This is a genomic window from Citrobacter sp. Cb080 (assembly GCF_030334745.1).
Classification (GTDB): domain Bacteria; phylum Pseudomonadota; class Gammaproteobacteria; order Enterobacterales; family Enterobacteriaceae; genus Citrobacter; species Citrobacter braakii.
In genome coordinates this window covers 30,576-44,721 of the sequence record NZ_JAOWDG010000080.1, presented here as the reverse complement: position 1 = coordinate 44,721, position 14,146 = coordinate 30,576, and the positions used below count along the sequence as shown (strand labels likewise).

At 40.0% G+C, this 14,146-nt stretch carries 11 protein-coding genes and 1 pseudogene; all 12 read right to left on the bottom strand.

Annotation, left to right across the window (positions count from 1 at the left end; translation table 11 throughout):
* Positions 1–6: 6 nt before the first annotated feature.
* Entirely contained in the window at positions 7–1,173 is a 1,167-nt protein-coding gene (gene ugd, locus OGV38_RS18980) for a UDP-glucose 6-dehydrogenase (protein WP_181500253.1), read from the bottom strand.
* 802 nt (positions 1,174–1,975) lie between these two features.
* Positions 1,976–2,770 (bottom strand): glycosyltransferase family 2 protein, encoded by a 795-nt coding sequence (locus OGV38_RS18975; RefSeq protein ID WP_109017436.1) that lies wholly within the window; start codon positions 2,768–2,770, stop codon positions 1,976–1,978.
* 14 nt (positions 2,771–2,784) lie between these two features.
* Complete coding sequence (locus tag OGV38_RS18970; RefSeq protein ID WP_109017431.1) at positions 2,785–3,141, bottom strand: EamA family transporter; 357 nt, start codon at positions 3,139–3,141, stop codon at positions 2,785–2,787.
* Positions 3,142–3,156: 15 nt separating this feature from the next.
* Positions 3,157–3,969 (bottom strand): sugar phosphate isomerase/epimerase family protein, encoded by an 813-nt coding sequence (locus tag OGV38_RS18965; protein ID WP_109017430.1) that lies wholly within the window; start codon positions 3,967–3,969, stop codon positions 3,157–3,159.
* On the bottom strand, positions 3,966–4,751 hold the full coding sequence (locus OGV38_RS18960) for an NAD-dependent epimerase/dehydratase family protein (protein ID WP_109017429.1): 786 nt from the start codon (positions 4,749–4,751) through the stop codon (positions 3,966–3,968). Before OGV38_RS18960 ends, OGV38_RS18965 begins: the two co-directional genes overlap by 4 nt.
* 14 nt (positions 4,752–4,765) lie before the next feature.
* A complete protein-coding gene (locus OGV38_RS18955) occupies positions 4,766–5,776 on the bottom strand; it encodes a glycosyl transferase family 2 (RefSeq protein WP_109017428.1) in 1,011 nt (336 codons plus the stop codon).
* A gap of 19 nt (positions 5,777–5,795) precedes the next feature.
* Complete coding sequence (locus OGV38_RS18950) at positions 5,796–6,911, bottom strand: FAD-dependent oxidoreductase (RefSeq protein ID WP_109017427.1); 1,116 nt, start codon at positions 6,909–6,911, stop codon at positions 5,796–5,798.
* A 155-nt stretch (positions 6,912–7,066) separates the two neighbouring features.
* The gene (gnd, locus tag OGV38_RS18945) at positions 7,067–8,473 is read right to left on the bottom strand and encodes an NADP-dependent phosphogluconate dehydrogenase (RefSeq protein ID WP_181500251.1); all 1,407 of its coding nucleotides are present in this window, start codon (positions 8,471–8,473) and stop codon (positions 7,067–7,069) included.
* Positions 8,474–8,563: 90 nt separating this feature from the next.
* Positions 8,564–10,645, bottom strand: a complete 2,082-nt coding sequence (locus OGV38_RS18940) for a glycosyltransferase (RefSeq protein ID WP_181500250.1) — start codon at positions 10,643–10,645, stop codon at positions 8,564–8,566.
* A gap of 3 nt (positions 10,646–10,648) precedes the next feature.
* Positions 10,649–11,839, bottom strand: coding sequence for a class I SAM-dependent methyltransferase (locus tag OGV38_RS18935; RefSeq protein WP_181500249.1), 1,191 nt, complete (start codon positions 11,837–11,839; stop codon positions 10,649–10,651).
* 47 nt (positions 11,840–11,886) lie between these two features.
* Positions 11,887–13,042 (bottom strand): annotated as a pseudogene (locus OGV38_RS18930) (glycosyltransferase family 4 protein).
* 9 nt (positions 13,043–13,051) lie between these two features.
* Entirely contained in the window at positions 13,052–14,131 is a 1,080-nt protein-coding gene (locus OGV38_RS18925; protein WP_000687349.1) for a glycosyltransferase, read from the bottom strand.
* Between the last annotated feature and the right edge of the window lie 15 nt (positions 14,132–14,146).

Below are 14,146 nucleotides of genomic sequence, written 5' to 3'. Positions count from 1 at the left end.
TAACGTTTAATCATTACCAAACAGATCGCGGGTATACACTTTATCTTCCACGTCCGCCAGCTCTTCCGCCATGCGGTTGGAGATAATCACGTCTGCTTCCTGCTTAAAGGCTTCAATGTCGCGCACTACGCGGGAGTTAAAAAACTCATCTTCCTGCATCACCGGTTCATAAATGATTACCGTGATACCCTTGGCCTTAATACGCTTCATGATCCCTTGAATGGAGGACGCGCGGAAATTATCCGAACCCGACTTCATAATCAGGCGATAAACTCCCACCACCTTCGGCTTGCGCGCGAGAATAGATTCGGCAATAAAGTCTTTACGAGTACGATTAGCATCGACGATAGCACCGATTATGTTATTCGGCACCAATTCATAGTTGGCCAGCAGTTGCTTGGTATCCTTCGGAAGACAGTAGCCGCCGTAGCCAAATGACGGGTTGTTGTAGTGGTTGCCAATACGCGGATCCAGGCATACCCCTTCAATAATCTGTCGTGAGTTCAGGCCCAGAGTCTCAGCGTAGCTGTCCAGCTCATTAAAGTAGGCCACGCGCAGCGCCAGATAGGTATTGGCGAATAGCTTGATAGCTTCGGCTTCGGTCGAGTCGGTAAATAGGGTCGGAATATCTTTCTTAAGTGCCCCTTCCTGTAGCAGAGCAGCAAAACGCTCGGCGCGTTCTGAACGCTCGCCAATGACAATACGAGATGGGTGCAAGTTGTCGTATAGTGCTTTACCCTCACGCAGGAATTCTGGGGAAAAGAAAATATTGCTGGTACCCAGTTTTTCTTTAATAGAATTAGTAAAACCTACCGGGATGGTAGACTTAATTACCATTACTGCATCTGGATTAATTGCAACCACGTCGCGAATAACAGCCTCGACACTTGAGGTATTAAAGTAATTAGTCTTTGGATCATAATCTGTTGGTGTGGCGATAATAACGTAGTCCGCATCGCAGTAGGCATCATACTTATCAGTCGTTGCACGAAAATTTAGCGACTTGGTCGTCAAATACTCTTCGATCTCTTTATCCACAATCGGAGATTGTTTCTGATTTAGCATCTCAACTTTCGTCTGGATGATATCCAGGGCGACCACCTCGTGGTTCTGAGCAATCAGAATACCATTTGACAGGCCAACATATCCGGTACCAGAAATGGTGATTTTCATTTCATTATCTCAGTGTTAACTTTTGCTCATCATGTTTGTATCATCATGACATGTATTAAAAGTTGTAACGTCTGAGTTGATGAAGTGTCAATGAAAGACAGCACAATTCAGATTTACTTCATTACTATAGACCTCAATTATTAAGTTAATATTAAGGAAAAAATTAAAATCAATAAGAATTTAGGCAAAAAAAACCCAGACACTTAGGTCCGGGCTTATAAAAACCTACATTCATGTTCAGCAATAGCGCAGAATTATTGAAAAACTTAATTACCAAAACTAATAACCACTATATAGATAGCGAAATTGTGATAACGGAAAATACACATGGCGAAATAATTACATTACCAAAGAACATACTCTTTTATACAATTTCATGGAAAAAGACCCCAAAAAAAAACCTATAACTGAAAAATTATACCACCCCAACCGATATATTTTAATAACAACTCAACAATGAAATAGGATCCAATCCCAAACAGCATTAAACCTTGAACTAAAAATAACCTTGGACCATCTGTTATATTACCTAGGATTCGCCATCACCAAGCCATAATCACTGGATGCCATGAATTATCACGACCTGAAACTGCATTGTCATATTGAAAGACAAAATCAGGACTTATTCACCCCAGATAAAATGCATAAGCTGAACACAGCACCATACCTATAAATATAATATAAAAACAACTTCAATTTTTACACTTTCACGGGAAAACCAAAAATATTCATAATGCGGACCAACTAACAATATATTATAAATATAATAAACCCTCTAAAAAATAAACGTATTTAATTAGTTTCACCGATTATAATTGTAGCGTCCTAAACAAGCTTTGAAAAGGATTGTCAAAACACTCAGATTCCCATTAAAGCTACTAATTTTAGTTGGCACTTCTCCATTTGGATAAATACGGGAGGTTGGAAGTTCAATACAGCGAAAACCTAATTTTGGTGCAATATAGGAAAGATAGGCTAACAGTTCATAGGTCATAAAAACATTACGGAAAGGTGCTACACGTTCATCTAACAGCAATCTACTGCTGTAGGCACGAAATCCTTGTGTGGTATCGGTCCAGTGAAACCCTGATGCTAAACTTAGGGCCGGTGCGTGAATATATTTAATCGCGAAGTCACGTGATTTTGGTGTATTCACCGCAACGCCACCATTAACAAAACGCGAAGCCTGGACAAAATCATAGCCTTTTTCCAGGGCGTTGAGGAATTCAGGAATCGGTGAAGGATCATCTTTGTCATTACCGTCAATAGTAATGATATTCTTATATCCCTGCTCAAGCACAAACGCATAACCACAACGTAATTGCGCACTCAGCTTTCCTGGGCCTGTTTTAAGTATCAATCCAGAAACCCCTAGAGATAGCAATCGTTTTTTTTCAAGGGAGCCATCAGTACTACCACCATCGACGATAATAATATCAGCGATATCATTAATTTTCAGATTACTCATTTTCGTGAGCAGACTGAGGATTCGGTTACCTTCATTAATAACCGGGATCACTACACATGCTTCATGCTTTTTATTAGTCCACAAGGTGATATCGCAAGCTGGGACTTCCCAATTTTTTTCATTTTTCATCGATAAATCCATTATTAAGCAGCCTTTGAGGTAATTAGCGCTACACCGACGATGACAAATACCACGCCAGCAATAGTCGTCCAGTGGAAGGTTTCATTAAAAACAAGGACGGATAAAACCGCCACTGCGGCAACCGCTCCGGTTGTCAAAACGGGATGTGCAATATTCAAAGGGAAAACGGCTAATGCCGCAGCATAGAATAAGAATGCCCCACCATAAAGTGCCAAACCCAGCCAGAAAGGCCAGTTACTCAACGACGCAAACGGATCCGCGAAGGAAGGAAATTTACGCGGAGGCATCATTGCCATTTTGATCAGAACGCTAGCCGAGGCATTACATGCAATGCCCAGAATAAGAATTAACCATTTCAAGGTAAATGCACCTTATTAACGATAAAGAGAAGTCACGAGTTGAAGCGCGCGACGAATAGAAACTAAATGTGGCTCGTTTTGGGTTGCCAGCATTTCAATTGTGGCAGGATGCGCAGGCAATTGAGATGTGATTAGCGCAGCAATATCCTCATGGTGCGAATAAGTATCCCCAGGTGGCGCAAGCTGCGCTTCACTGATATGCACATGACCAATCACATCTTTTGCTTGTGTCACCACAGCATAAATATCTTCCTGATTGATAATAACCGCCCCGGTATCAAGCTGCATTTTGATCGCTGGATGATCAATGTCATTAACAACATTGCAGGTTTCGAGGCTGGTTGTCATAAAGTTTGCACCGTAAACAATCGGATTTGGCTCAAGACAAACAATAACTCCATAGTCAGCGGCGATATCGCCAAGCTGACGAAAAAACAATCGAGATATCTCCCGCACCTGGCTAACTGATAGACCAGAACAATCCCGATTTTTGGGCGAACCGAATACCAGTCGCGAAGCCCCTAGTCCTGCTCCAATACGGCAAACTGCAGCCAAGTGATCGAGTAGTTTTTTCTGGATAGATTCACTACCAAATACATTCAGACCTGTAGTACCAAATAACAGTGCCTGCATGCCAATGATGTCAATGCCTCGCTCCTGCCACCAATCTTTAACTGCATGAATATCTGCTATTGACGCGCTAGCAGGTTCCGGGAAATATTTACCTGGTGCAATATCAATCGCATCAACGTTAAATAAGTTCAATAAATTAGCAACTTCTAGATCTTCTTTAACGTCCCAAGCAAGGTTGGAGATTGATATTCTCATTTATTATATTCCTGCATTTTTTGGGGCTCTGATTGCGCATAATGTCTGACAGCCTGCACCGTGTCTTTCACCGAATATTGGTAATGCTCACTGCCCCCATACAGTGGGCCATACACGCTGCGCATATCATAGGTAACAGGTTGTGCGGCCTGCTGCACATCAAAATTAATATTGAAACCATCTCGAGCAATTTTCGCAACCGAAACCGGGGCTGCCGTCAGGTGAACAAGATTAATTTTGTTCTCAAGCGCAATCTTAATATCGAACCAAAGGTTCACCATAGGATAGAATTGAAAGATGCTACGGCTTTCGATTTTCTCAACGTTATTCTCATTAAGAAAATCAAAAATAATATTCTTACGTAGCCCCGGACCAACTAAACCAGGAAGTCTGACTATTAGATGCTGTTGGAACCGCTTTGAAACAAATTGCTCAAGCCGATAGCGATTCAGACCATAGGCATGCAGTTCCTGCGTATCGATCACGGAATTCTCATCAACGCCATTGGGTGATTTGAATACATCCACCGTACTGATGAGGATAAATGTTTTACACTCAATACTATCCAGGCAGTCAATCAGCGAATCAATAATTTCCTGATCGCCTTTGGGATCAGCATTTGCGATCCATTTTTTCGCTGGCGCACCGGCACAGACAACCAGATCAAATTTTTTACCCTTAATATCATTAATATTCGTAGAACGGTAAAAATCGTCAAATTTGGTTTGCTTTAAGAGCGTCGTGCCTACAAACCCGGTATAACCAATCAAAGCCTTAGTCATGATCTCTCCAGTATTTAGCGGTCGCGTCCGGTTTGCACCAGATTAGCCTTTTCGACAGTCGCATCATTTAGCACATTAACGCGGTCCTGGTTAACCATGACAGCACTATTTTTCTCAAACACGACGGAATATGCTGCCTGTTCACTTCGGTCATCCAGCAAACGGCTGAGATATTCCCCGAAAAAAGCCAACATAATAAACTGCAGCATAAACAGAATGGACATAAACAAAACCGTGGTGGTCCAACCCTCCACAACATGGCCATTGATTAGATTCACGATAATACTATAAACCGCAAAAAGCAGCGCACTTAGGCTACCTACTGTGCCAACAATTGACATCCAGCGCAACGGACGAGAAGAGTTAAAGACCATCAGACGCACTAAATTGCGAAAACCGTATGTGATAGAACGCTTAACATGCGTTTCACTAACAGGCTGATAAGTCAGTTCACTGGCGGGATAGCCCGTTTTCTGAATGCGCATATAGAACTGGTGGTGAAAACGACCAGTGTCCGTTACCGCATTCACCGCACGGCGACTGAGACAACGAAAACCTGTTGAGTTTTTAGGGATATGGTAATCGATCGCTTTTAAAATACGCGATGCCGTATCACGCATAATGCGGTACGCGCACGGAAGAGACTGGGTTGAGACACCTACAACGACATCGGAGCCGGACTTACACTCTTCCACGGCACGATGAATGATATCAACAGGATCCGTCAGATGATCATATAGAATCACAAAGTCTCCAATCGCATTCTCAAGACCTGCAGCCCACACCACATCATCATGAACACAGCCCGACAGTTGCAGGAAACGCACGCTTGGAATAGTTTGTAAAATATTGTCGATCGCAGAGGTTCTTGGCACATCACGATATGGTCCTTTAGAAACAATTAAAATTTCGTAGTCGGTATAATTATCGTCGAGTAAGGACTGGATCTGCTGCAATTTATTTGTTAATTCATTCGATAGGTCGTGCGTATTTAAAACGACCGAAACAAAAGATTCACTTTTCACTTGTGTAGTCTCTAAATTTTTAAATAACGTTCATATTTTTAATAGCTTCAAAGGCATCGTATACGTTATCTATTTTGCCCCCCATAATACAGTGAAAACCCTGCATTCCATGATTCGGTCTAAAGAGAATCGGGCGGGAATCATCTGTTTCACTGCGTGGGAGAAGCGTCTTCACTTCCCACAGAGAACGCTCATAACGGCACTCACTCAAAATTGGCATGTAACGTGAGGCATCTTTAATCATATATTTCCAGGCACTAGTTCTCGTATCGGAATCAAATTTCGCATGTGAATCGAGGTACTTTTCACCGGGCTTATCGTGCCACTCATAATGAGGTGTATAACGCACGTGACTAAATGAATGCAATCCAACGGATGGGAATGGCATCACGGAGAAAAACGGGCCACACATGATGGTAAAACCAGCTTTTTTGCACACTTCCGGCACATCAACCAGGCACATTTCGGTCATCTCGTGCTTCAAGGGGATCAGTTCAATCCCTGAATTATCCAGAAGATAATTCAGATGTGAATAAGTGCAATTGAACACGTGGTCAGCAACATATTCTTGCACTTCACCGGAGATTATATCTCTGACCTGAGTTTTAATGCCATTTTCCAATTTTTCGATTTTATCAACGGAATAGCCGCAGTAGAATTCAGCATTTGAACTATCCAGCCTCTTTAACATAAGTTCACGGAGCTTGAAGGCATCGAACGCAAATTCTTTAACCGTAAAACAGGCATTAATCATTTTTGGATTTACCATGTTCTGGATTTTCGCTGGCGCATAATCACAATCAGCACCAATGCGGTCACAGAACATGCGAAACTGGCTGGCAGACACTTTTCCTAACATTTCGCTGATTAAATAGTATTTATCAAAGTCGGAATCAATGCAGTCACGGAATTCATCAACAAAACGTGGGAAAGAGATACGTGAACGTAAAGCAGTCAAAATACTTCTGGGGTAGTGGTAGCCATTATGCACACGCGCCTGGTTGTTATATGATGCGCGGGACATGTAATTCTTCTCTTTTTCGAAAAGTTTCACTCCATGCCCTAAAAGAGAAAATTGCTCAGCGAGGTACATACCAAAAAAACCACCGCCCACAATTATTATATTTTTACGCATGATTGCATTAATGCCTTAAGTAGAACGCATTTATGTTATTCTCTTCAGATATTAAAACCAAGAGACAACTCTAATGCTATAAAAGGTTTACATGCAATAAGGCCATCCATTCGGATGGACTTATTGTTAAAACAGAAGATATAAAACGTTGTTAATTAATCCAGCCATTCCGTATGGAATACACCTTCTTTATCAGTACGTTTATAAGTATGCGCACCAAAGTAATCACGCTGGGCCTGAATCAGGTTTGCAGGTAACACCTCTGCACGATAGCTGTCGTAATAAGCGACAGCAGCAGAAAATGTCGGTACCGGGATACCATTCTGCACAGCATACGCAACAACATCACGTAGCGCCTGTTGGTATTCATCGGCAATGTTCTTGAAGTACGGGTCGAGCAGCAGGTTTGCAATACCAGGGTTTTTAGCATAGGCATCGGTGATTTTCTGCAGGAACTGCGCGCGGATGATGCAGCCCGCACGGAAGATTTTTGCAATCTCGCCGTAGTTCAGATCCCAATTATGCTCGTCAGATGCGGCACGCAGCTGTGAGAAGCCCTGAGCATAAGACACGATCTTACCGAGGTACAGCGCACGACGTACTTTCCCAATAAATTCTGCCTTATCACCTGCAAGCTGAGTTTTAGGACCGGACAGGACTTTAGAGGCAGCAACACGCTGATCTTTCAGTGAAGAGATGTAGCGTGCAAACACAGACTCAGTAATCAGAGACAGTGGTTCACCGAGATCCAGAGAGCTCTGGCTGGTCCATTTACCCGTCCCTTTATTCGCCGCTTCATCCAGGATGAAATCCACCAAATATTTACCATCTTCATCTTTTTTAGTGAAGATATCTTTGGTGATATCGATCAGGTAGCTACTCAGTTCGCCGTTATTCCACTCGGTGAAGGTGCTAGCCAGTTCTTCGTTGCTTAGGTTCAAACCACCTTTCAATAATGAGTAAGCTTCAGCAATCAGTTGCATGTCACCGTACTCAATACCATTGTGGACCATTTTCACGTAATGACCTGCACCATCAGCGCCGATATAGGTCACGCACGGTTCGCCATCTTCAGCAATGGCCGCGATTTTGGTCAATATTGGAGCAACTAACTCATACGCTTCTTTCTGACCGCCAGGCATAATAGACGGACCTTTCAGCGCCCCCTCTTCACCACCGGATACGCCGGTGCCGATGAAATTGAAACCTTCGGCAGACAGCTCCCGGTTACGGCGAATAGTATCCATGAAGAAAGTATTGCCGCCATCAATGATGATGTCCCCTTTTTCCAGGTACGGCTTCAGGGAATCAATGGCAGCATCCGTACCCGCACCCGCCTTCACCATTAACAGGATACGACGAGGAGTTTCAAGTGATTCAACAAACTCTTTTACCGTGTAGTAAGGAACCAGTTTCTTATCCGGATTCTCAGCAATCACTTCTTCGGTCTTTTCACGGGAGCGGTTGAATACTGAAACGGTATAACCACGGCTTTCAATGTTGAGCGCCAGGTTGCGCCCCATTACTGCCATACCGACGACGCCGATCTGTTGCTTAGACATTACATACTCCTGTCAGGTATAGATACCATGAGCTTATTAAGTTGCGATAATGATAAAAAAACTAGGACCAGGGATCAAATGATATCTTGATCACATTTTATTGCTTATCTCGCTGTGCCTTTTAGATTCTAGTACTTTGTCGAAAAAAGTCCGAAAGTTCTCAGACTTAACTTTCCAATCCCATTTTTTTATTTGTTGCAAATTTTCTGAAGATAGACATTTTACCACTGAATTACGCTTATGATAAAAATCTCTAAGTTTATCTATCAAAGTATCCTTGCTTCTAACTGGTAAAATCCATTCTTTTTGCATCTCACCAAAAGCATCTTTGACCACACCAACATCAGTACTTATCACGGGAACGCCACATGCCATAGACTCAAGGACAGGGTTTGGTGTGCCTTCAATTTTTGAAGGACAGACATATACATCAATTTGGCTATAATATTTTACCATTTCATCATGAGGAATAAATCCGAGTTGACGATCGGCAAGGACTAATTCAATATTTAATCCTTCTGATTGTAATTGCTCAACTGCAGGCTTTAATAAAGAATGGTAACCTTTGAAATCCTCTAACTCTCCCGCCCATTTAGAATTCCCAGCCCAACCTACGCGCAAGGCCCTCGATTCTATATTATCAAAACGTTCAAGATTAATTGGATAAAATAGTTTTAAATTAACCCCATCTTCCGCAAGAACTGATGGCTTAGGATACTCAACTATGGATGAGTAGATGTCATATAGTTTTGATGAACTAACCGTATAAGCAGTTATTAAATCGTTATAAAATGTCTTTCTTAATTTTATAGCTTGCTCATCCAGGAATAAATGATCATAAACGCTACTGGTTATTATTCTTCCATCCAAGAACTCTTTTTTAAAGCTGAGCTCATCAAATCCGATAGTCCGGTTATAGTTTATATAATATTCATCATATATAAGTCTAAGCGATTCACGCCAGAAGAAATGTGTTATATCATAATTTCTAGTCATCATAATAACCTGACTGATATTATCAACAATTTCAGTTGGTATTATTGTAAAGTCATATGAATCTGACAGATAATTGACTATTTGATTTGCAATATTTGAGAATGCCCAGTTTTCAGTATCAATAATCAATGCAATTTTCGGTTTTGACACAGATAAATCATAAGTCGCGCCTTTTTTATTGTCATCGAATTGGGACAAATTATCATTATGCTGAGTTGTCAGTTCAAAACTACGTTGCTTCTCTTCCAACCAATCATCAACTGGAGCTGACCAGAAAACCATTCCCCATTTGTTTTCAAGATAATCCGCGGATTCTTTTAAGATACTTCGCGTGAAGCGAATTTTCTCATAATCTTTATCTTTGTTAGAACTAGGCTTCGGGTGATCATGGATTAAAGAAATTGCACCACATGTACCAACTTTCATTCCTGACTGGTAAAGACGGATCGATAAATCAATGTCTTCAAACCCAATAAACATATTTTCGTCATACTTCCCTAAATTTTTCAGGGTCGCGATTTTAATAACACTCGCACCACCAAAAAGAAATGTAGAAAGGAAGCCTTCACCATCATATGTAATTGTTTTTTCCTGAATACATGCACTTCCTGCAACAACATGCACCGAATCATCATCAATATCGAGGAAAACATTCCCTCCATTTGCGAATAATGTTTCTCCGTCAGAATCAAGCAATGGCATATTGATAAAATGACAACCAAGTCTTGAAATATCTTTTTGCAATCTCGGAAGTGGATTATTTATGAAATAAATATCATTATCTAGAAACATTGCCCATTCTGTTTTTATATGCTCTAAAGTTTTGTTTCTTCCACCACTTACGCCAAAATTATTACCAAGCTCGACAACTCTAATATTTAATGGGATCGTATCACTTAAATTTTGTAAAATTGAAAGTTCTTCTACTGTGCTGCCATTATCAACAATCAGAATCTCACCTTTAAAATAAGGCACATGCTGATATATAGAATTAACAAGTTTTTCAGTAAGAAAAACTCTACTCATCGATAAACATGTTATTGTTAGGTTAGAACCATCACTACCAATGTTCGGACCTAAGGAACTCCCACCATTAGTATCAAGTAAAGCATGAAGATCTGAATACACATACTCAGTTGATTTTAACCCAGGTAATAATTTTAAACGTGCAGACATATTTTATTTCCTGATAAAACGCACAATTTTTAGTATAATTTTTTTCAAAAAATCCGGAAGAAGAGCAGAGAGTCTTAAGTATCGATAATATGGGATTTCCATTTGCGACATTCTTTCCATCAATGATGAATTTTTAGATGCTAAATCCTCATGCAACGAAATTAAATCGGCGTTTTTTAATTCTAAAATATTTTTTTCACTTGTTACTTCATTATACATCGCAATTTGTTTGGCGAGTTGGTGTTGCAATTCGTAAATATTCGTACGCAGCACATCATTTTCAATTTTTAATGCAGATAATAAAAGATTTGATTTTCTCAAATTCATTGTTAATTGTTTCATATCTTTTTTTAATATTGATATAGCTTTTTTATTTTCCACCTGATCTTCACGAAGTACCAGACTTACATTCGACTCAAACTCTTCTGTCATGCGCGAATAAGCATCCATACTTATTGGAAATGTACTGTTGCTAAAGTTTGTTTCAGGCGCATTCCATAAGCCCACAAAGAAACTACAATTATTTTCATTAACAGCGTCAATCTCTGTGTTTAAAACATTAATTGAATTTTCTGACTCGCTTATTTCCATCCATGAAGAACCTATCTTTTCAAGACCTCGATTGTTAGCAGAGACTGTGCCGAATCCAAAAACAGAACCACCATATGCCCATTGGACATTATTACCCAAAACCCCTGTACTAAGCTCTTTGAATTCTTGAAAAGTATACTTTCGTACATGATAAGGATTAGATTGTTCATTATTTGGATAGTACCAATAATCGTTAGGGCAAGTTATATAGAAAATCGCATTTTCTTTAGCAGTTTTTTTGATAGAACTAAGAAAGACGTCAGGGGTATTGATGTGTTCTATTGTCTCAATTGAAACAACTATATCAAAAAAGTCTTCGCCATAACGCTCTGAGATGGTATTTGCATCACTTACAATATACTCTACATCATATTCCCCAAAAAGTTCCTTTGCACGCTCAATTGACTCTTCAGAGATGTCCACCCCCACAACTCGTTTAGCTCCTGCTTTCATTAATAGTGCTGAGCCATATCCCTCACCACAGGCAATGTCCAGAACTACTTTATCTTTAACAAGATGTAAGATATTAGCATATCTGGCACAATGAATAGCCGATTCTTGTAAAGAGTGAGCAGGTTTTTCACTCAAATTTAATCTTTCCATAATCTTCTTACTAAATTGTGTTTTTTATAAAGTTGTATTTATATGATTTAACAGACATTAGATTTTGTATTTTCAAAATCTACACGTAGTATCTTCATTAGCTTCGAATTAACTATACTTGAGTCAAATTGTTGTAAAGCTATTTGGTGACTTGCATTCCCCATTTGGGTAATTAGCTCAGGTTGATGTAAGAAGCAGAGCATTTTTTCGGCTAAGGCATGAGAAGAACGTGGCTTAATCAAAAATCCATTAACGCCATCAACCACTGTATCTCGGCAACCTGGCACATCGCTGGTTATGACAGCGCGGCCCATGGCCATAGCCTCCTGTGTACTTCTCGGAAACCCTTCACGCCAGGAAGGCAATACGAATACACTCGCTTTAGCAAGCCACTCCTGTACGTTATCAACATGACCAGGTAACTCAATGATGTTATTACATTTCAAATCATTAAGTCGTTCTATAGTTAAGCTTCCCGGGTTATGAAGATCCAGATGGCCCAGCATACAAAAATGAGTTTCAGGAAACTTCTTTTTGACTATTTTTGCAGCCTCAATAAATTCATAAACTCCCTTTTCTTGCAAAAATCTGGCGACAAAAATGAAAGACACTGGCTCGACAGGAGGTGGGCAGTAGGGATAATCAGACATATTTAATCCAATCCCCCCTAATATATGTACCTTTTTTACTTGAATTTTTTCATTAACTAAAAGATCTCGCTTATCATCCGCATTAAGCAAGATTAGACTTTCAATGTGTCTGAAACTCACTTTGTAAAGCGAAACCAATATTTTTTTTTAGTAATTTAGTTCGTAATGAAACCTGTCCTCCAGAATTGGTAAAGAAAAAACCAAGACCTTCAAGCATCGCATATCGTTTTTGTATTCTTGCGAACTTTGCTGCTAAAGTACCAAAAATGGCTGGCTTTGAAAAATAAGAAAATGCCAAGTCTAACTTAAGTGATTTTAAAATTTTATATAATTTATAGGTGTTGATAACATCAGAAAATGGATTTAGCCCTGTACGACTGAAACAATAATGTACTGGTATAGCGCCAAATGATTTAACTTTTTCTTTTGTCACATCATCATAGTCAATTGCAAATGCATATACAACGTGGCCATTTTTATGTAATAAATTAATCAGTTCTTTTCTGAATTGGATTAGACTTTCTGCTGTAGTACCGATTAATGCTATTTTCATAGGTGAGTTCTAAATTCTGTTTTTCTGTATGCACAGGTATATATCTTCCCATTGAGATACGATTTTTTTAGCAGAAAATTTCTCAATGACTCTTTCCCGAGCACGATAGCCGCTTCCTTTACGTTGTTCGATATCTAATGATTCAATCTGTTGCATCGCTGCAGTTAAGTGATGTACATCATTAACCGATATTGTTATGCCAAAATCCTGTCCATTTCCAATAATTTCTGCTGGCCCACCACAATCTGTTGCGACCACTGGTAATCCACATGCCATAGCTTCGGCAACGACAAGAGCAAAACCTTCATAGTCAGAGGCCAGCACAAAGGCATCGGAATCATGGTAATAATCAACAACATTATCCTTTTTTCCCAAGAGAGTAACTCGCTCGCTGAGAGAATTTTGATCGATAAATGTTTGCAATGTAAGCCGTTCTTCGCCCTCTCCAACTATGATGAGTTCACTATGTGGCAACTGCATCATAGCTTGCAAAATCAACAGTTGGTTTTTTATTTTTACAAGCCGCCCAACTGTTATCCAGCGAAATCGTTTCCTGCCCTGTCTATCGATGATACAAAAATGATCAATATTGATACAATTATAAACAGTAAGTGTTTTCTCAGGTGGAAATACTTTGTCGTTAATAAATCGCTGCCGTGCAGCATCGCTAACAACTGTATTCAAGTCACTTAATTTATTAGTCAAACGATAGAGCCAGTCTCTGGCACTGCCACCTTCACGAACGCTGTGTGCAGTACAAATAATAGATGAACGCCTTCCCAAGAGTGCTCTTACGAAACGTACCAAGATATTGGCATGAAACATATGCGAATGCACAATATCTGGAGAGTTTTGTCTGATCAACATTGCTAATTTAAATGCAGCCATAGGTAAAGCTAATTTTGATTTCATACCCAATGAAACAACTGGTATGTCATTACTGATTAGCTTATCAATCAAATCAACTGGTGGTGTAAGCGAAATTAATCGAACAGAATGCCCACATTTTTGAAGCTCAAGAAGCAATTCGACAACCTGCATCTCAGCGCCTCCGACATCCATGCCTGTAATGACATAATCAATCTTCACTCATACCACCTATGT